This window comes from Micromonospora sp. NPDC048063 (assembly GCF_043202855.1).
Lineage (GTDB): Bacteria > Actinomycetota > Actinomycetes > Mycobacteriales > Micromonosporaceae > Micromonospora.
Window position 1 is genome coordinate 193033 of the sequence record NZ_JBIDBG010000008.1, and the last position, 18466, is coordinate 211498.

Consider the following 18466-nt stretch of genomic DNA (forward strand, 5'->3'; position numbering starts at 1 on the left):
AGCGTGCACCGTCCGGCCCCCTTCCACCCGCGCCGTTCCGTCGTGTCGCGTTACGCGGGTAGGTAGTCGAAGGTGTCCGGATGCCCGCCCTGCCGGCCGGCCTCGCCCCGGTCCAGCCCGGTGATCTGCTCCATCGCCGCGTCGTCCAGCTCGAAGTCGAAGATCCGGATGTTCTCCTCGATCCGCTCCGGGGTGGTGGACTTGGGGAAGACGATGTCGCCGCGCTGCACGTGCCAGCGCAGCACCACCTGGGCCGGGGTCCGGCCGACCTGCTCGGCGACGTCGACGATCGTCGGGTCGCCCAGCACCTTGCCCTGCGCGATCGGCGACCACGCCTCGGTGAGGATGTTGTGCCGGTGGCCGTACTCCCGCACCTCCTCGTTGCCGAAGTACGGGTGGACCTCGACCTGGTTGACCGCCGGCACCACGTCCGCCTCGGCGGCCAGCCGCTCCAGGTGCGGCACCTGGAAGTTCGACACCCCGATCGAGCGGGCCCGGCCGTCGAGCTGGAACTCCTTCAGCGTCTTCCACGTCGAGACGAAGTCGCCGTCGTAGAGGGTGGGCAGCGGCCAGTGGATCAGGAACAGGTCGATGTGGTCCATCTTCAGCGCGGCCAGCGTCGACTCGAACGCCTTGCGGGCGTCGTCGGGCCGGTGGAAGGCGTTGCTCAACTTGCTGGTCACGAAGACCTCGTCGCGGTCCAGCCCCGACTCGCGGACCGCCTGGCCCACCTCCGCCTCGTTGCCGTACATCTCGGCGGTGTCGATGTGCCGGTAGCCGACCTCCAGGGCCCTGCGGACCGCGGCGACGGTGTCCTTCGGATCGATCTGGAACACCCCGAAGCCGAACTGCGGGATGGTGTTGCCGTCGTTCAGGGAGAGGATGGGGACCGCGTTCGCCATCGGGGCTCCTTCGCCGGTCGTCACGAAGCCGGGTGCGCGGAACCGCTTCCACGCCCGGCGGGCCATCCCCTGGCGTACCCCTGATCCGAGGTGTTCCAACCGGTGATCCCGGCCTTAGGTCGGCTCGTCGAAGAGCACCGGCCAGGGCCGGGGCGCCGGCCCGGGCGGCGGCGCCGGGGGCGCGGACCCGTCGGCCAGCACCTCCGCCGCGAGCTGCCCGAACATCGGCGCGGCCGGGTGCGCGGACCGGCGCGGCCAGGCCGCCGAGGTGCGCTTGACCAGCGGCGACCCGGCGATCGGCCGCCAGGCGATCCGTGGTTCCCGGCGGGCCGTCGCGGCGGGCTCGACGGCGACCCCGCCGCCGGCCAGCACCAGCCCGAACAGGAACTCGGGGTTGCGCGCCGGGCGGACCCGCGCCGGCGTGAACCCGTGCCGGCGGCAGACGTCGAGCAGGTGGTCGTGCCAGCCGGGCGCGGTGGCCCGGGGCGCGGTGACCAGGTCCAGGCCGGCCAGCGCCGCCAGCTCCACCTCCCGGCCCCGGGCCAGCGGCGACGCGCGCGGCAGCAGCACCCCCAGCGGTACGTCGACGGCGGCGCCGAGGCGCAGCCCCTCGTCGGTGACGGGGTGGTGGAGCAGGCCGACGTCCAGCCGCCCCTCGGCCAGCATCCGCTCCTGCTCGCCGCTGGTCAGCTCGTGCAGGTCCACGTCGAGCCCGGGCGTCCGGTCGGCCAGCCGGTCGAGCAGCTCGCGCAGGGTCACCGCGGGCGTCTCCGGGGGCACCCCCGCCCGGAGCACCCCGGACACCCCCTCGCGCACCTGGCGCATCAGGTTGCGCAGCCGCCCCTCCCCGGCGAGCAGGTCCTCGGCCTCGCCGAGCAGCAGCTGGCCGGCGGTGGTCAGGCGCACCTGGCGGCGGGACCGGTCGAACAGCTCCACCGCCAGCTCCCGCTCCAGGCGCTGCACCGACTGGCTCAGCGGCGGCTGGGCCATGCCGAGCAACTCGGCGGCCCGGCCGAAGTGCAGCTCGCGGGCGACCACCACGAAGTGCCGCAGGTGCCGGAGCAGGTCCACGGCCGGACCCTACGCCAGCGCCCCGACGCGGGCGGCGGCTACGGTGCGTAGCGTGGTGACGGAGCGGATCGCGGAGATCTTCGAACGGGTCGGGGTCACCGGCTGCCTGCACGCGGTCGACCTCGACGCGGCCGACGACGGCGCGGGGCAGCCCGGCGGCCGGCGGGAGGTGGCGGTCCGGGCCGACGAGCAGGTGGTGATCGCCTCGATCTTCAAGATCCTGCTGGTGCTGGAGTTCGCGCGGCAGGTCGTCGCCGGCCAGCTCGACCCGCAGGAGCGGGTGCTGGTCACCGCCGCCGACCGGCTCGGCGGGTGGGGGATCGCCGGCTGCGCCGACGACGCCGAGGTGTCGCTGCGGGACCTGGCCTACTTCGCCATGTCGGTCAGCGACAACACCGCCGCCGACCTGCTGCTGCGCCGGGTCGGCGCGGACGTGCTGCCGATGCTCGCCGCCGAGCTGGGGCTGCCGCGCACCCGGATCGTCGGCGGCCCCCGGCATCTGGTGGAGATGATGCTCGCCGACGTCGGCGCGCGCACCGAGGCGGACTTCGCCCGGATCTTCCCCACCCTGCCCGCCGAGCGGGTCCGCGCGATGCGGGTGTTCGACCCCGCGCACACCACGTCGAGCACGGCTCGCGAGATCACCCGGCTGCTCGGCCTGGTCTGGCGGGACGAGGCCGGCCCACCCGGGGCCTGCGCGATGGTCCGGGGCTGGATGGCCCGGCAGCTCTTCTGGACCCGGCTGGCCGCCGGCTTCCCGTCCGGGGTGCGGGTGGCCGGCAAGACCGGCAGCCTGCCGGGGCTGCACCTGGAGGCCGGCGTGGCCGAGTACCCCGACGGCGGCCGGTATGCGATCGCCGTCTTCGCCCGCGCCGCCCACCTCGCCACCCGCCGCATCGACGTCGACCTGGCGATGGGCGAGGCGGCCCGGACCGCCGTCGAGGCGCTGCGCGCCCCCTGATCTTCGGCCGGGGCGAGCCGCGCCGGGCCCCGCTGAGCTGGCCCGATATGCCGGCGGGTATCGACCGTTCCGGCCGTGGATCTTGGACCGGGCGGGGGGCGTGCTGATTGGCTCGGCACCGACCGATCAGCACCACGACGGGGAGAGTTCCGCATGCCCAACCTCGACCGCCGCCGCTTCCTCCGCGACGCCGCCGCCAGCACCGCGCTGGTCTCCGCCGGCGGGCTCGCCGGCACCGCCCTGGCCGGCCCGGCGCAGGCCGCGCCGCCGGCCACCGCCCCGGTCGCCGCCGCCCCGGCCGGCCGCCGCCGTGGCCCGGTCAGCTTCCGCTGGTGGGGTACGACGGCCTGGCGCATCGACATCGGCGACCGCACCGTCCTGGTCGACCCCTTCCTCAGCCGTATCGACACCGGGCTGTTCAAGGGCGCCTTCGACGCGGCCGCGCCGCTGGAGGTCCGCACCGACGTGGTGGACTCCCTCGTGGACCGGGCCGAGACGGTGCTCGTCACGCACACCCACTGGGACCACTACATGGACGTGCCGCACATCGTCGGCCGTACCGGCGCCCGGGTCGTCGGCACGCTGACCGCCTACCACCTCGGGCTGGCGTACGGGCTGCCGTCGGGGAGGCTCAGCCCGGTCCGGGGCGGGGAGGTGCTGGACTTCGGCGCGTACACCGTGGAGGTGGTCGGCTCCCTGCACAGCCGCAACGCGTCGTACTCGATGGCGTTCCCCGGCGTACGGGTCAGCCAGCCGGCGCGGCCGGCCACCATCGCGGACCTGCCGGAGGGGGACACGCTGGCGTACCAGGTGCGGGTGGCCGACGGACCGTCGGTGTTCTTCATGGGTGCGAGCGACTTCGTCGCGCGGAACCTGACCGGCCTCGCCCCCGACGTGGCCATGGTGGCGCTGCCGAGCAGCACCGCCACCGCCGACTACGCCGAGCGGCTGCTCGACGCGCTGGACCGGCCGAAGGTCGTGGTGCCGGTGCACTTCGACAACTTCGAGACGGAGCTGCGCAACCCGGTGCCCGTGGCGCCGAAGGACCGGGAGCGGCTCGACGGGCTCGTCGCGGCGGTGCGGCGGGTCTCCCCGCGCAGCCGGGTGGTCGTGCCCGAGTACCACACCGCGTACCACTTCTGACCGGTCGCCGGCACACGCTCGGGGCGCGCCGCTGACAGGGGGCGGCGCGCCCCGACCATGCTCGTCCGGCTCAGGGCGTCGCCAGCTCGGCGAGGGCGCGCACCGACCGCCAGTTGCGGGTGGTCGCCACCACGCCGAGCTTCTTCTCCAGGTAGTTGTTCGTGAACTTCGACCGGCCGTAGCCGCCGTCGGGGTAGTGCAGGTAGACCTCGCGCCCGGTGACCGTGAACGCGACGTTCTCGCCGCCGGGCACGGTCAGCGCGTCCACCGTGGACTTCTCGGGCGCGGTCGCGAGGAAGGCGACCAGCAGCCGCGTCGGGTCGTCCTCCCCGTCGGCGTACGGGTTGCCGCCGGCCACCGTCGCCAGCTCCCGGCCGCCGCGCACCAGCACCGGCACGGTCAGCCCCAGCTCGTCGGCGATCGCCCGCTCGATGCCCCGCGCGAGCGCGTCGGCGTCGCGCACGGTGCTGCCGAAGACCACGTTCCCGCTCTGGAGGTAGGTCTTCACGTCGTCGTGCCCGAGGCCGGCGACCAGCCGGCGCAGGTCGGCCATGCCGACCTTCGCGCCGCCGACGTTGACCCCGCGCAACAGCGCCACCCACCTGTCCATGCGACCTCCTCGACCCCTGGTACGGCCAGCCTAGGGGCCGGCGGCCCGCCGGTCGGCCCGCGCGCCGGGTTGGCGTCGGCCCGCGCGCCGGCTCAGCGTCGGCCCGCGCACCGGGTTGGCATCGGCTCGCGCGCCGGCTCAGCGTCGGCTCGCGCGCCGGCTCGCGCGCCGGTTCAGCGGCGGCGGATGGCGGTGGAGTCGAGGCGGAAGCCGATGGTGCGGTCCACGATCCGGTCGACCAGGTCCGCCTTGCGCAGCCCGGCGACGCCCCGCAGTTCCAGGCCCGCGGCCAGCGCCCGCAGGTCGCGGGCGGTCCAGCCGGAGAGGTACGCCGTACCGTCAGCGCGGCGGGACATGGCCGCCAGCGCGGCGCGGGCTCGGGCCGGGTCGGCCGCCGGCACCGCCCGCCGGGCGGACCGCGCGGCCGGGCCCGCCGGATCCGCGGGTGGGGCGACCGGACGTGCCGGCTGGGCGGCCGGATCCGCGGGTGGGCCGAACCGTCCCGCCGGCGGGACGGCCGGATCCGCGGGTGCGGCGGTCCGACGGGCGGGGGGCGCCGGGCGCGCGGCGGTGGGCGGACCGGGCGGGGCCCCGTCGAGCGGCACCACCGCGAGTCGGGCGCGTCCCTCGACCAGGGCGGCGAGGTCGGCGGCGGGCAGGTCCCGCAGCAACGCGGTCAGCAGGTCGGTGACGTCGCGGCCCGGCCCGGTCACGCCACGACCCGCTCGGGCTGGAGGTGTTCGAGGAACTCCGTGGCGAACTGACGCAGCTCGTCGCGGACCACCGGGGTGGTGATCCGGTCACGCAGCACCACCGGCACGCCGCGCGGGGTGTTCGTGGCGAACGCCGTGACGTTCTCCCGCAGGGCGGTGGGGAAGACCGGCAGGCCGAGCGCGCGGACCTGGTCCATGTAGCCCTGGTGCGCGGCGATCGGCCGCTGCGCCATCAGCTGGATCATCGTGAACACCACCCCGGCCACGCCGGGGGCGACCTTGTGGTGCCGGCGGGTGGTGGCGAACCGGCGGGCGTCGGCGTTGTAGTGGTCGACCAGCTCCCGGACGTTGCCGTGCAGGTAGTCGATGCCCAATGTGGAGAGGTAGTCCGCCTTCGCGGGGATGAGCAGGTGGTCGCTGGCGATGATGGCCGACTGGGTGACCACGTTGAAGTTCGGCGGGCAGTCGATGAGCACCAGGTCGTAGCCGCCCAGCGCGTCGTCGTGCAGCCCCTCGGCGAGGGAGCCGCGCACCCGGAACAGCTCGGCGTCGTACTCCTCGCCGTCGGCCACGCCCCGGGCCAGGGTCAGGTCGATGTCGACGAGCTGGAGGTGAGACGCGATCAGGTCGAGGCGGCCGGCGCCGGTGAGCCGCGCGTTGGCCGGGCCGGGAGAGACGACCAGCTCGCCCAGGGTCACCGCCGGGGTGTCTCCGCGCAACCCGTCGTACCAGCGCTTCACCGTCCGGCCGTCGCGCAGCCGCTCCCGCCAGTCGTCGGGTTCGTAGAAGCCGAACGTCAGGCTGGCCTGCGGGTCGAGGTCGACGAGCAGCACCTTCATGCCCCGGTTGGCCAGTTCGGCCCCGAGGTTGGCGGTGACGGTGGTCTTGCCGACCCCGCCCTTGTAGTTGATCACGGACACCACGTACATCGGCGGCACCTCCCCGACCGGGAACGGTAACGGGCGGGCGGATCGTGCGCGGAACCGCTCCGGCCGCCGCCTCGCCCACCTCGCCCGCGAGACCTGGGCGCTCGACCACCGATCCCGCGCCGGGTCGGTGGCCCGGATGCCGGTCGACCCGGCTGTTAGAGTCTGCGCTGCTCGGATGGGCCGGCGTGGGGGAGGGATCGACGGTGGTGCCGTTCCGGGTCGCGCTGTCGCAGCTGCTCAAGGCCCGCTTCCCGATCCTCTACGTCGAGTCGTTCGAGGAACAGCGCGTTGTCGCCGAGGTCTGCGCGGTCGCCCAGGACGCCATGGCGGTCCGCACGCCCCGCGCGGTGTGGACCTGGTCGCAGACGACGGGGCTCGTGCAGCCCGACGGCGTCGCCCGCAAGGGCACGACCGACCCCGAGGACGCGCTCGACGCGGCGCTGCGGGTCGACCACCCGAGCGTGCTGATCTTCAAGGACCTGCACCCCGCGCACGGCGGCGACCAACGGGGCGGCCCCGGGGTGGTCCGCCGGCTGCGGGACCTGGCGGCGGCCTTCAAGTCCGGGCCGGTGCCGCGCACCCTCGTCCTCGTCTCGCCGGTGCTGCACATCCCGGTGGAGCTGGAGAAGGACGTGACCATCGTCGACTTCCCGCTGCCCACCGAGGCGGAGATCCGGCGGGTGCTCGACGGGATGATCGCCGCCAACTCGGCCAGCGGCCGGATCCGGATGGGCCTGGACGACCTCGGCCGGGAACGGTTCGCCAAGGCCGCGCTCGGGCTCACCCTGCACGAGGCGGAGAACGCGTTCGCCCGCGCCATGGTCAACGACGGGGTGCTCGACGACGGCGACCTCGCCGTGGTGCACGAGGAGAAGCGGCAGACCGTACGCAAGTCGGGGCTGCTGGAGTTCGTCGACGTCACCGTCGACCTCGCCGACGTCGGCGGGCTGGAGAACCTGAAGCGGTGGCTGGCCCGGCGGGACGGTTCCTGGCTGGCCGAGGCGGCGGCGTACGGGCTGCCCGCGCCCCGGGGCGTCCTGATCACCGGAGTGCCCGGCTGCGGCAAGTCGCTGACCGCGAAGGCGATCGCCGCGGCCTGGGGACTGCCGCTGCTGCGGTTGGACGTCGGCCGGGTCTTCGCCGGGCTCGTCGGGTCGAGCGAACAGAACATGCGCACCGCCATCCGGACGGCCGAGGCGACCGCGCCGTGCGTGCTGTGGGTGGACGAGATCGAGAAGGGCTTCGCCGGTGGCGCCGGCGACTCCGGCACCTCCGCCCGGGTCTTCGGCTCCTTCCTGACCTGGATGCAGGAGAAGACGCGGCCCGTCTTCGTCATCGCGACCGCCAACGACTTCGAGGGGCTGCCCCCGGAGCTGCTCCGCAAGGGCCGCTTCGACGAGATCTTCTTCGTCGACCTGCCGACCCGCGCGGAGCGGGCGTCGATCTGGCGGGTCCACCTGGCCCGGCGGCTGCGCAACCCGGCCGTCGCCGGCGGCCTGGCCCTCGACGACGCCCTGCTCGGCGAGCTGGCCGGGCTCAGCGAGGGCTACTCGGGGGCCGAGATCGAGCAGGCCGTCGTCGGCGGGCTCTTCGACGCGTTCGCCGAGCGGCGTCCGCTGCGCCGCGACGACCTGGTCCGGGCGCTGGTCAGCATGGTGCCGCTCAGCGTCACGCAGGCGGAACGGATCGACTCCGTACGCTCCTGGGCCGACACCCGTGCCGTCGCCGCCACCGCGGCCGAGGACTGGGACCTCGGCGGCCGTCCCGGTGGCCCGCGCGGATCCCGCCCCGGCCCACCCCCGCAGCGGGGGCAGGGCGGACGAGCGGTCGAGTTCTAGTGTGTGCCCCGACTGGAAGGAGAGGTGCCCGATGAGCGTCTCACTGATACTCCTGCCGCTGGCCGTCGCCGCCGTCGCCGCGACCCACGGCGCCACCGCGGGCCGGGACCGGGAGGGCCGCGTCGTCTGCCAGGTGCAGACCCGGATGCGGGACGAGACGCTGCTCGCCGCGGCGCTGCGCGACACGGATGCGGTGGTCGGCACCGACGGGGACGCGATCACCGCGGAGTGGGCCGGCGTGCGGGCGAGCTTCCGGCGCGGCGAGGACGGCGTCTGGGCGGCGCACTTCACCGGCGAGGTCGACGAGCAGCGGGCGGTCGAGGTGGTGCGGGCCATCGACGCCGCCTACGGGCGGCAGGTCCAGCGGGCCGTGCTGGCCCGGCTGCGCGAGCAGGCCCCCGTCGCCGGCCTGCGCCTGGAGTCCGAGCAGGTCACCGAGGACGCGAGCGTCCGCCTGGTGTTCGCCGTGGAGGGCAGGTCCTGATGGGTGGGCAGCCGCGGATCGTGGTCACCGTCTCCAGTGAGGGCGTGGTGAGCGCCGAGACCCGGGACGTGCTCGGCGACCGCTGTCTCGACTACGTCGCCGTGCTGGAGGACCTGCTGGCGGCGCGGACGGTGAGCAGCGCGTACACGGCGGACCACGCCCGCGCCGCCGTGACCGCACGGCAGGAGCAACGCGATGTCGAGCGCGCCTAGCCCGGGCTGGCCGCACCCGACCGCCCCGCACCCGACCGCCCCGGGCCTGGCCGGCCCGGTGGGGAGCCTGAGGTGGCGGGTGCTGCACAGTTGGTGGCTGCTGCTGCCGCTGTTCGGGTGCAGTTGCCTCGGCGGCCTCGGGTTCATCTACGTGGGGCTCCGTGCCCGGCGCGCGGCGTGGTGGATCCCCGGCATCGTCTACACCGTGGTGGGCTGGACCGTCTTCGTCGTCTTCGGCGAGTCCGACCAGGAGAGCGCCCTCAGCGACTTCACCGCTGGCACGCTCCTGGCCGTCACGGCGGCCGGCATCCTGCACGCCCTGCTGATCAACTCGGCGTGGCTGCGCTGGCGGGCCGGCTACCGCCCCTGGTACGCCCCGCAGCCGGCGGCGTCGTGGCCCGGCGGCCCGTACCCGCCCGGCCCGCTGGCCCCGCCCCCCGGGTCGACCCCCGCCGGTGCGTTCACGCCCGCCACCGGGTACCCGCCCGGGTCGCCGGTCCACGCGCCCGCGTCGTCGGCGTACCCGCCCGCGTCGCCGGCCTTTCCGCCGGGATCGCCCGGGTATCCGCCGGCGCCGGCGTACCCGCCTTCCGCGTCGACCTACCCGCCCGTGCCGGCGGGGTCGCCGCCGCCGGCCGACCCGACGATGGTGCCGCACCAGCCCGTCGACTACTACGGGACCGGGCCGGTCGCGGCTCCCGTCTCCCGGCCCGGCCAACCGGTCGCGGGCCGGCCGTCCGGCGGGCCGGTGGACGTCAACGCCGCCGGCCACGACGACCTCGCCGCGCTGCCGGGCTTCGACCCGCACCGCGCGCGGCAGGTGCTGGCCGAGCGGGACCGGCGGGGCGGGTTCGGCAGCCTGGCCGAGTTCGCCGCCGCCGCCAACCTGGCCCCCCACGAGTACGCGCGCCTGCGGGACGTCCTGGTCTGCGCCCCGCTCGCCGGCCCGGCGCCGGGGCAGCAACCGCCGCTCGGCCGGGTCCTCGATGTCTGAGAGTTCCCCGGCACCCGGCGCGGTACCCGAGCCGGCGCTCGGTCCGGCATCCGGGGCGGCGCTCGGCCCGGCATCCGGGGCGGCGCTCGGTCCGGCATCCGGGGCGGCGCTCGGCCCGGCGCCCCGCGCGGCGGGCGGGGCGGAGACCGTCGCCGTGGCCCGGTTCCTCAACGCCACCCGGGCCGAGGGGCCGGGCGAGCGCACCGCCGTCTGGGTGCAGGGCTGCGCCATCCGCTGCCCCGGCTGCTTCAACCCGCACCTGTGGAGCTTCCGGGGCGGCGAGCGGGTGGCCCCGGCCGACCTGGTGCGGCGGGTGCTCGACGCCGGCACCGAGGGGCTGACGCTGCTGGGCGGCGAGCCCTTCGACCAGGCGGCCCCGCTGGCGACCGTCGCCGCCGGCGTACGCGCCGCCGGGCGCTCGGTGATGACCTTCACCGGCTACACCAGAGCACAGCTGGACCGGGCCGTCGACGCCGGCCGGGACGACGTCGCGGCGCTGCTCGCGACGACCGACCTCCTCGTCGCCGGGCCGTTCCTGGCCGACCGGCTCGACACCCGGCGACCCTGGGTGGGCTCCACCAACCAGGAGTTCGTGCTGCTCGGCGACCGCTTCCCCGACCTGCTCGACGCGGTGTCGCGCAGCCCGGACCGCGTCGAGGTCACCGTCGACGCCGCCGGCGGGATCGCCGTGAACGGCTGGGCGGAAGCCGACGCCCTCGACGAACTGCTGGCGTCGGTGGCCCGTCCTCAGCCCCGCCGGGCGAGCTTCGAGCGGCGGTAGCCGTAGAAGGCGTAGATCAGCGCGCCGAGCACGAACCAGACCGCGAAGCGCAGCCACGTCACCGGGGCGAGGAAGGTGATCAGCCAGAGGGAGAAGAGCGCGCCGACCGCCGGCACCACCGGCATGCCCGGCAGCCGGAACGTGCGCGGCGCGTCGGGACGGCGGTAGCGCAGCACGATCACCGAGACGCAGACCACCACGAAGGCCAGCAGGATGCCGATGTTGGTCAGCTCGGCGGCCTCCCGGATCGGCAGGAAGCCCGCGATCAGGGCCGAGCCGACGCCGACGATCCAGGTGACCCGGCTCGGCACCCGGCGGACCGGGTGCACCTTTGCGAACCAGCCCGGCAGCAGGCCGTCCCGGCTCATCGAGAACCACACCCGGGTGACGCCGAGCATGAAGGTGAACATCACGGTCAGGATGCCGATGATCGCGCCGACGGCGATCACGCTGGCCAGGCCCGACAGGCCGACGGAGGCGAACGCGGAGGAGAAGCCGCTCTCCGGGTCGATGTCGCGGTAGTTCTGCATGCCCGTCAGCACCAGGGTGGCCAGCACGTAGAGGACCATCGAGATGGCCAGCGAGTAGAGGATCGCCTTGGGCATGTGCCGGCGGGCGTCCTTCGACTCCTCGGCGGCGGTGCTCATCGCGTCGTAGCCGAAGACCGCGAAGAAGACCGTGGCGGCGCCGGTGAACGCCCCGCTCACCCCGAACGGGAAGAACGGCGAGTAGTTCGCGGTGTGGACGTGGAAGAAGCCGACCACGATGACCAGCAGCACCACGGTGACCTTCAACCCGACGACGAACGTCTCGAAGCGGGCGGCGGAGGAGATGCCGAGGTTCAGCAGGAACGCGATGAACAGGCAGAGGATCACCGCGAAGAAGTCCACCACGTGCCCGTCGCCGGTGCCCGGGGCGCCCAGCATCCAGGCCGGCAGCTCCGCCCCCAGTTCGGTGACGAGGAACGAGAAGTAGCCGGAGATGCCGATGGCCACCACGGCCACGATCGCCGTGTACTCCAGCAGCAGGTCCCAGCCGATGAACCAGCCCACCGCCTCGCCGAGCACCGCGTACCCGTAGGTGTAGGCCGAGCCGGCCTTCGGGATCATGCCCGCGAACTCCGCGTACGACAGGGCGGCGGCCGCGCTGGCGAGCCCGGCGATCAGGAACGAGAGCAGCACGGCCGGGCCGGCGGTCTCGCGTGCCACCGCTCCGGCCAGGGCGAAGATGCCGGCGCCGATGATGCCGCCCACCCCGATGGCGGTGAGCTGCCAGAGGCCGAGCGATCGGGCCAGCCCGCCGCCGCGCTCGTCGGCGATCTCCTCGACCGGCTTGCGGCGGAAGATGCCCGTGCCGCCGCCGCCCGCAGCGTTTCCCGCGGAGGTCATCCTCGTCCCCCTTCCGAACCCGCCCGGGCGGTCACCCGTGCGCCCCTGCCGGTACCCGCGAACGACGCGGGTAAATCTCCAACGAGGACGCCCGTGCCGGGGTGCGGCACGGGCTCACTCGGCGACCGGCAGCACCACCTCGTTGCGGCGCAGGAACCAGGGCTTCCACGGCGGGTCGAAGCGCGCGTACCGGACCGCGTCGGTGGGGCGCAGCCCGGCCGCGGTGACCGCCCGGCCGAGCGCGGTCGCCCGCCGGTCGAACGCCCGCGCCGTCCACCGGCCCCGGAACCGGACGGCGGCGGCGAGCTGCGCGGGGACCTGCCGGGTGCGGACGCGGGGGTCCGTCGGCTCGGGCAGCGTGTCGGGGGCGCAGGCCGCCGGCAACACCAACCGCAGCAGCCAGCAGCCCGGCCGGTCGGCCTCCTCCTGGAGGTACGGCGCGGTCATCGCGATCGTCTCCGGGCCCGCCTCCCGCGCCGCGGTCCCGCTCGCGGCGCGGGGCCGGTTGGCACCCCCGACGTACGCGGCCAGCGGCCGGAAGCCGTCCCGGGCGGCCTGTTCGAACGTTCCCTCGACCTGCACCTCGGCGACCAGGAACGGCGGATAGCGGCGCAGCTCGAAGCCGGGGTGCCGGGTCACCACCCGGTACGGCTGCTGCTCGGTCATCGCGCGCTCCCCGTGCCCAGGGCCCCGTCTATCGCAACGCTACCGTCCGTCGCCCTCCGGCTCAGGAGAAGTCGCGTCCTCCGGCCAGGGACGCACGGCCGATCGGGTCAGCCGCCAGTACTGCCGTTTGCGCTCGTCCCGGACCACCACCCCGGAGCGGGCCAGTTCGCCGCGCAGCTCCCGGGCCTCGCCGCCCCGGTCGTCGTCGAGCGCCTTCTGCCGGGCCCGCAGCAACGCGTCCGCGCCGACCGGCAGGCCGGGCAGCCCCGGCACCCACCGCCGGTACGCGTCCCGGTGCGGGTCGGCCTCCGCCCACGGCCAGCCGTGCGCGCGGAAGGCGGCGCGCAGCCGGTCGGGGGCCAGGTCGGACTTCTCCCGGACCAGTTCCCCGTCGTCCGGGCCGAGCAGCACCAGGTCCCTGCCGTCGAGGAACACCGCGCGCACTCCCCGCCACCCGACCTCCCGGCGGGTGCCGCCGCGGCGCAGCACCACCCGCTCGGCGTCGACGGTGACGGCGAGCCGCTCGGCGGTGCCGATGGCGGCGACCAGCAGGCCGCCCAGCGCGCCGACCGCCAGCCCGCCGATGCTCGCCTGCGGGTCGGGCAGCCCGGCGACCAGCCCGAACAGCTTCTGTGCCGGGGCCCAGGGCAGCTCGGCGAGCCACCCCGCGCCCGCGGTGAGCAGCCACCCGGCGCCCGCCCCGAGCGCCGGGAAGCCGCCCCAGAGCAGCGCCAGCTCCGCCACACCGCCGTCGACGGCGGTGGGAGCGCCGTGGCCGACCACCGTCACGACACCTCGCGGCGTAGCGTGCGGACCAGCCCGGCGACCAGCGGGACGACCAGCCAGACCAGCAGCGACACGCCGAGCCGCGCCCACTGCCCGGCGGTCACGTCCGGGGTGAACAGCGGTTCCATGGTGCGGCCCGTGTCCAGCCAGCCCGCAGGACCCTCCAGGTGCCGGATCAGCCCGCCGAGGATCGACCAGAGGGCCGGCAGCAGCAGGTAGCCGACGATGGCCAGCGGCGTGTTGAGCAGCAGCAGGCCGAAGCCGGCGCCCATCAGCACGTTGGCCACCTGGACCACCACCGCGTGCAGCAGCAGCGACCCCTCGAAGCGCCAGGTGCCCGCGCCGCCGGTGGCCCCGGCGACCAGCGTGCCCGCGGCGGCCACGCCGAGGCTGACCAGCACCGATGCCAAGGCGGCCAGCACCATCGCGGCCAGCTTGGCCGTGATCACCCGCCCGCGGCGGGGCACCAGGGCGAACGTGGTCAGGGCCGTGCGCTGCGACCACTCCGCGGTGACCGAAAGGATGCCCAGCACCGGCAGCAGCAACCCGACCGGCAGCAGCGTCGGGAGGAAGAAGTTGGCGAAGGTCTGGTCGGCGTCGGGCGCCCAGACGAGCTGGACGACGACGAGGGCGGCGGCGAGCAGCCCGATGGTGATCAGCAGCCACAGCCCGGCCCGGGTGTCGACGAGCTTGCGCAGCTCCACCCCGGTGAGCCGGAGCAGCGACGGTCGGCGTACCGCCGGACGACGGTGGGGTGCGACGGTGGGTGAGGTGGCGGTTGTGGTGGTCATCGGACGGCCTCCCGGGTCGACGTGCCGGCGGTCAGGGTGAGGAAGAGCTGTTCCAGGCCGCCGCTGCCGGCGGCGCGCAGCTCGGTGAGGGCGACGCCGGCGTCGGCGGCGGCCTGCCCGACCGCCTCGGCGTCGGCACGGACCAGCAGCCCGTCGGTGCCCTCGGTGACCGGGAGCCCGGCCCGGTCCAGCGCGCGGCGCAGCGCCGCCGCGTCCCGCGCCCGGACCAGGGTGCCGCCGCCGGCCAGCAGCTCGTCCTTGTCGCCCTGGGCCACGATCCGGCCGCCCCCGATGACCACCAGCCGGTCCGCGACCGCCTCCACCTCGCGCAGCAGGTGGGAGGAGAGCAGCACGGTGCCGCCCCGGTCGGCGAAGTCGCGCAGCAGGCCGCGCATCCAGAAGATCCCCTCCGGGTCCAGGCCGTTGGCCGGCTCGTCGAGGATCAGCACCCGCGGGTCGCCCAGCAGCGCGTGTGCCAGGCCGAGCCGCTGCCGCATCCCCAGCGAGTACGCCCGGACGCGGCGCCTGGCCGCGACCGCGTTCAGCCCGACCAGGTCGAGCGTGGCGGCCACCTGCCGGCGGTCCACGCCCATGGTCGCGGCGGCGACGGCCAGCGCCTCCCGCCCGGTGCGCCCGGCGTGCTGGGCCGAGGCGTCCAGCAGCACGCCGATCTCCCGTCCCGGGTTGGGCAGCTCCCGGTACGGCCGGCCGGCGACCGTGGCGCCGCCCCCGCTCGGCGGGGTCAGGCCGCAGATCATCCGCATGGTGGTGGACTTGCCGGCGCCGTTCGGCCCGAGGAAGCCGGTCACGGTGCCCGGCTCGCAGCGGAACGACACGTCGTCGACGGCCGTGTGCCGCCCGTACCGTTTGGTGAGATGTTCCACGTCGATCATGTCGGTCAGGCTGCCCGCGCCGGCCGGCTGTCCGCAGCGGCCGAGGGTCTCGCCCGGCGGCTACCTTGGTCGACGCTGAGGTCTCGACTTTGGTAGCTGGCAGGCGTCCGGCGCGGCTGCCTAGCATGGCGGCATGACCAGCGCGGCCGTACCCGAGCATCCCTGGCTGCTGCCGGGGGCCCTCGCCGGGGCGGCCGGGCGGAGTCGGCGGACCACCCGGGACTGGCTCGTCGACAGCCTCTGCTTCCTGCTCGGCCTCGGCTGGGTCCTGCTCGTCACGGCGGACGCCGCCGGGCCCGACCCGGAATTCGCCACCCCGCTGCCGCAGCGCTGGATGGTCCCGGTCGACGCCCTGCTCGGGCTCGTCTGCTGCGTGCTGCTCTGGGTGCGGCGCCGGTGGCCGTTGGGGCTGGCCGTCGCGACCCTGCCGCTGACCGTCTTCTCGCTGGCGTCGGCGGTCCCGCTGTTGATCATCTACTTCACCGTCGTGGTGCACCGCCGCACGGCCGTCGCGCTGGGGATCACCGCAGCCGGTCTGGTCACCAACTTCTTCTTCAGCTACCTGCGTCCCGATCCCCACCTGCCGTACTGGGTGGCGACCGTCTGGGGCGTGGTGCTCAGCCTCTCCGTGCTCGCGTGGGGCATGTTCGTCCGGGCGCGGCGGCAGCTCGTCGTGTCGCTGCGGGAGCGCGCCGAGCGGGCCGAGGCGGAGCAGCAGTTGCGGGTGACCCAGGCCCGGCACCTGGAGCGCACCCGGATCGCCCGGGAGATGCACGACGTGCTGGCGCACCGGATCTCGCTGCTCAGCCTGCACGCCGGGGCGCTGGAGTTCCGGCCGGACGCCGCGCCGGAGGAGGTGGCAAGGGCAGCGGGCGTGATCCGGGACAGCGCGCACGCCGCGTTGCAGGACCTGCGCGAGGTGATCGGGGTGCTCCGCGCGGAGACCGCCGCCGAGGAGGACCCGGAGCGCCCGCAGCCCACCCTGGGCGACCTGCCGGCGCTCATCGAGGAGTCTCGGTCGGCCGGGGTGCGGGTCAGCATCCGCGAGGTGGTCACGGCGGCGGAACGGGTGCCCGCGGCGGCGGGGCGCAGCGTCTACCGGATCGTGCAGGAGGGGCTGACCAACGCCCGCAAGCACGCCGCCGGGGCCACGGTCACCGTCGACGTCGGCGGCGGCCCCGGCGACGGGTTGACCGTGGAGATCCGCAACCGGTGGCCGGTCGGCGGCATCACCGGCCCGGAGATCCCCGGCGCGGGCACCGGCCTGGTCGGCATCGCCGAACGGGTCAGCCTGGCCGGCGGCCGGCTGGAGCACGGGCGGGACGACTCGGGCGACTTCCGGCTGGCCGCCTGGCTGCCATGGCCGGCGTGACCGGGCCGGCGACGGCCGCCACCGAGGGGCCGGTGCGGGTGCTGATCGTCGACGACGACGCGCTGGTCCGGGCCGGGCTGTCGATGATCCTCGGCGGCGTGCCGGACGTGCTCGTGGTCGGCGAGGCCGCCGACGGCAGCGAAGTGCCCGACGCCGTGGCCGCGTGCGCGCCGGACGTGGTGCTGATGGACATCCGGATGCCCCGGCTCGACGGGCTCGCCGCCACCGAGGCGCTGCGGGCGTCCCCCGACCCGCCGGAGGTGCTGGTGCTGACCACCTTCGACGCCGACGAGCAGGTGCTCCGGGCGCTGCGGGTCGGTGCCGGCGGCTTTCTGCTCAAGGACACCCCGCCCGCGGAGATCGTGCGGGCGGTGCGCCGGGTGGCGGCCGGGGAGGCGACCCTCTCCCCGGCGGTGACCCGCCGGCTGATCGACCACGTGACGACCCCCCGCGCGCCCGGTGGCCCCGACCCCCGCCGGGAGCGGGCGCTGCGGCAGCTCGCCGGGCTCAGCGAGCGGGAGCGCGAGGTCGCCGTCGCGCTCGGGCAGGGCCGGACCAACGCCGAGATCGCCGGCGAGCTGTTCATGAGCGTCGCCACCGTCAAGGCGTACGTGTCGCGGCTGCTGGTCAAGCTCGACCTGAACAACCGGGTCCAGGTCGCCCTGCTGGTCCACGACGCCGGCCTGGTCTGAGCCGCGACCCACTCCCGGCGGACACACTCATCCGTGAGGGTTTCACCCTTGGAACTATCAAGGATGGACGTGGACGAACGATCCGGAGATCGATCTGGTCGGCGCCGATCGTGAGCCGATCGCAAAGCGGATCACCGTCGTCGGATCGGTGAAGTGGCTGGAGAATCGTCCCTTCGACGTGCACGACCTGAATCGCCTGCTGCTGCACCGGTCCCGGCTGCCCGGGGCCGACGAGCAGGTGCCGCTGGTCGCGGTGTCCCGCAGCGGGACGACCGTGGTACGCCCGCCCGCGGCGACCCGGGGCGGGACGACGCCGGCCGGGGTGCGGGGATTGCCCACCCGCGCTCCGGGCCGGCGTCGCCGTGACCGTCCTACCGATCCGTCGGCCCCTGGCCGGCTCGGGTGTTGGCGGCGCCGATCCCGCAGTCCGGCGCGGACCAGCTGGTGGTGTTGGGCGTGCGATCGCTGTCGTTCTCCCGCCGCGAGTCCACGTGCACGTGGTCGTCGTGGTCCGGGTAGCCCGGCCCGTAGATCCCGCTGAAGCCCCGGTTGCGGGCGTCCCGGGCCACCTCGCACAGCGAACTCGTGCGGGAGACCACGTCGGCGGCGTTGCCGTAGAGGTGCTGGCTGTCCGACGCCCCACCGACCTGGTCGTTGCAGGCGCGGCTGCGGAAGCCGCTGCTCACGTAGAGCGGCTTGTCGCCGAGGCTGCGCCGCAGCGCCTCCAGCTTCCACATCGTCTGCAGGGCGTTCTGCCGGGTCTGGGCGGCTGACAGCGGGCCGCCGGTCCACCCGCCGCGGCCGCAGCCGTCGTCCATCTCCGCGAAGCTGAAGTGCCGCGGAGTGCAGTCGTTGTCCTGCAGCTCGTAGATCTTCGCGTACGTCTGCGGCCCGGCGACGCCGTCGACCCGCAGCCCGTACGCGGACTGGAACCGCCGGACCGCGGCGGCGGTCTTCGGCCCGAAGCGGCCGTCGAGTTCGACGATGTCCCGGTTGCCGGCCCAGCCGGCGACCCGGATCTGTAGCTGGCGGACGTCCTCGCCGGAGCGCCCCTGGTAGAGGTTGCGGTTCCACGTGTAGCAGGCGTCGGCGTGGGCCGCCGGCGCGGCGACCACCGTGGCGATCGCGGCTCCCGGCACCGCCAGGGCGAATGCGACAAGCGCCCGCTTCAGGGTGTTAACGCGCACAGAAGTCCTCCCGATAGGAGTGCGATTGGGGTGGCCTTCGGGACTCGACCGGG

The 18466-nt window shown here is 75.0% G+C and carries 20 protein-coding genes; 9 read left to right on the forward strand and 11 right to left on the reverse strand.

The window, feature by feature from the left end; all coding sequences use genetic code 11:
- Positions 1-50: 50 nt before the first annotated feature.
- Both ACGFZ2_RS21015 and ACGFZ2_RS21020 read right to left on the reverse strand, forming a co-directional pair.
- Positions 51-902, reverse strand: coding sequence for an aldo/keto reductase (locus tag ACGFZ2_RS21015; protein WP_393455974.1), 852 nt, complete (start codon positions 900-902; stop codon positions 51-53).
- 114 nt (positions 903-1016) lie between these two features.
- Positions 1017-1973, reverse strand: coding sequence for a LysR family transcriptional regulator (locus ACGFZ2_RS21020; RefSeq protein WP_393455977.1), 957 nt, complete (start codon positions 1971-1973; stop codon positions 1017-1019).
- 52 nt (positions 1974-2025) lie between these two features.
- On the opposite strand from ACGFZ2_RS21020, the gene ACGFZ2_RS21025 reads away from it, so the two are divergent.
- Complete coding sequence (locus ACGFZ2_RS21025; RefSeq protein WP_393455980.1) at positions 2026-2934, forward strand: serine hydrolase; 909 nt, start codon at positions 2026-2028, stop codon at positions 2932-2934.
- Between the two features lie 153 nt (positions 2935-3087).
- Positions 3088-4077 (forward strand): MBL fold metallo-hydrolase, encoded by a 990-nt coding sequence (locus ACGFZ2_RS21030; RefSeq protein ID WP_393455983.1) that lies wholly within the window; start codon positions 3088-3090, stop codon positions 4075-4077.
- Positions 4078-4147: 70 nt separating this feature from the next.
- On the opposite strand, the gene ACGFZ2_RS21035 is transcribed toward ACGFZ2_RS21030, so the two are convergent.
- The 3 genes from ACGFZ2_RS21035 to ACGFZ2_RS21045 all read right to left on the reverse strand — a co-directional run bounded on the left by ACGFZ2_RS21035 (position 4148) and on the right by ACGFZ2_RS21045 (position 6329).
- Positions 4148-4687, reverse strand: coding sequence for a DUF1697 domain-containing protein (locus ACGFZ2_RS21035; RefSeq protein WP_393455986.1), 540 nt, complete (start codon positions 4685-4687; stop codon positions 4148-4150).
- A gap of 173 nt (positions 4688-4860) precedes the next feature.
- Positions 4861-5400 carry a hypothetical protein gene (locus ACGFZ2_RS21040; RefSeq protein WP_393455989.1) on the reverse strand — a complete coding sequence of 180 codons (540 nt, stop codon included), beginning with the start codon at positions 5398-5400 and terminating at the stop codon, positions 4861-4863.
- The gene (locus ACGFZ2_RS21045) at positions 5397-6329 is read right to left on the reverse strand and encodes a ParA family protein (RefSeq protein WP_393455992.1); all 933 of its coding nucleotides are present in this window, start codon (positions 6327-6329) and stop codon (positions 5397-5399) included. The genes ACGFZ2_RS21040 and ACGFZ2_RS21045 overlap by 4 nt, the downstream gene beginning before the upstream one ends.
- A gap of 185 nt (positions 6330-6514) precedes the next feature.
- On the opposite strand from ACGFZ2_RS21045, the gene ACGFZ2_RS21050 reads away from it, so the two are divergent.
- Genes ACGFZ2_RS21050 through ACGFZ2_RS21070 form a run of 5 tightly spaced genes read left to right on the forward strand, consistent with a single transcriptional unit; the run spans position 6515 to position 10638 of the window.
- Positions 6515-8167, forward strand: a complete 1653-nt coding sequence (locus ACGFZ2_RS21050) for an AAA family ATPase (RefSeq protein ID WP_393455995.1) — start codon at positions 6515-6517, stop codon at positions 8165-8167.
- A 31-nt stretch (positions 8168-8198) separates the two neighbouring features.
- Positions 8199-8651 carry a hypothetical protein gene (locus ACGFZ2_RS21055; RefSeq protein WP_350702960.1) on the forward strand — a complete coding sequence of 151 codons (453 nt, stop codon included), beginning with the start codon at positions 8199-8201 and terminating at the stop codon, positions 8649-8651.
- Positions 8651-8863, forward strand: a complete 213-nt coding sequence (locus ACGFZ2_RS21060) for a DUF2997 domain-containing protein (protein WP_393259039.1) — start codon at positions 8651-8653, stop codon at positions 8861-8863. Before ACGFZ2_RS21055 ends, ACGFZ2_RS21060 begins: the two co-directional genes overlap by 1 nt.
- The gene (locus ACGFZ2_RS21065; RefSeq protein ID WP_393455998.1) at positions 8847-9857 is read left to right on the forward strand and encodes a ComEA family DNA-binding protein; all 1011 of its coding nucleotides are present in this window, start codon (positions 8847-8849) and stop codon (positions 9855-9857) included. The genes ACGFZ2_RS21060 and ACGFZ2_RS21065 overlap by 17 nt, the downstream gene beginning before the upstream one ends.
- On the forward strand, positions 9850-10638 hold the full coding sequence (locus ACGFZ2_RS21070) for a 4Fe-4S single cluster domain-containing protein (protein ID WP_393456001.1): 789 nt from the start codon (positions 9850-9852) through the stop codon (positions 10636-10638). The genes ACGFZ2_RS21065 and ACGFZ2_RS21070 overlap by 8 nt, the downstream gene beginning before the upstream one ends.
- Here ACGFZ2_RS21070 and ACGFZ2_RS21075 read toward each other — a convergent pair.
- The 5 genes from ACGFZ2_RS21075 to ACGFZ2_RS21095 form a co-directional block, all read right to left on the reverse strand.
- On the reverse strand, positions 10605-12026 hold the full coding sequence (locus tag ACGFZ2_RS21075) for an amino acid permease (protein WP_393259042.1): 1422 nt from the start codon (positions 12024-12026) through the stop codon (positions 10605-10607). The two genes, ACGFZ2_RS21070 and ACGFZ2_RS21075, sit on opposite strands and share 34 nt — an antisense overlap.
- A 114-nt stretch (positions 12027-12140) precedes the next feature.
- Entirely contained in the window at positions 12141-12692 is a 552-nt protein-coding gene (locus ACGFZ2_RS21080; protein ID WP_393259043.1) for an SOUL family heme-binding protein, read from the reverse strand.
- Between the two features lie 39 nt (positions 12693-12731).
- Positions 12732-13481 (reverse strand): hypothetical protein, encoded by a 750-nt coding sequence (locus ACGFZ2_RS21085; protein WP_393456004.1) that lies wholly within the window; start codon positions 13479-13481, stop codon positions 12732-12734.
- A complete protein-coding gene (locus tag ACGFZ2_RS21090; RefSeq protein ID WP_393456007.1) occupies positions 13478-14269 on the reverse strand; it encodes an ABC transporter permease in 792 nt (263 codons plus the stop codon). Before ACGFZ2_RS21090 ends, ACGFZ2_RS21085 begins: the two co-directional genes overlap by 4 nt.
- Positions 14266-15162: an ABC transporter ATP-binding protein gene (locus ACGFZ2_RS21095; protein WP_393456010.1), complete on the reverse strand. Its 897-nt coding sequence runs from the start codon at positions 15160-15162 to the stop codon at positions 14266-14268. The genes ACGFZ2_RS21090 and ACGFZ2_RS21095 overlap by 4 nt, the downstream gene beginning before the upstream one ends.
- A 133-nt stretch (positions 15163-15295) precedes the next feature.
- Here ACGFZ2_RS21095 and ACGFZ2_RS21100 point away from each other — a divergent pair, with 133 nt between their 5' ends.
- Both ACGFZ2_RS21100 and ACGFZ2_RS21105 read left to right on the forward strand, forming a co-directional pair.
- Positions 15296-16534 (forward strand): sensor histidine kinase, encoded by a 1239-nt coding sequence (locus ACGFZ2_RS21100; protein WP_393456013.1) that lies wholly within the window; start codon positions 15296-15298, stop codon positions 16532-16534.
- Positions 16513-17226 (forward strand): response regulator, encoded by a 714-nt coding sequence (locus ACGFZ2_RS21105; protein ID WP_393456188.1) that lies wholly within the window; start codon positions 16513-16515, stop codon positions 17224-17226. The genes ACGFZ2_RS21100 and ACGFZ2_RS21105 overlap by 22 nt, the downstream gene beginning before the upstream one ends.
- A 371-nt stretch (positions 17227-17597) precedes the next feature.
- Here ACGFZ2_RS21105 and ACGFZ2_RS21110 read toward each other — a convergent pair whose 3' ends face one another.
- Entirely contained in the window at positions 17598-18413 is an 816-nt protein-coding gene (locus ACGFZ2_RS21110) for a D-Ala-D-Ala carboxypeptidase family metallohydrolase (protein ID WP_393259046.1), read from the reverse strand.
- Between the last annotated feature and the right edge of the window lie 53 nt (positions 18414-18466).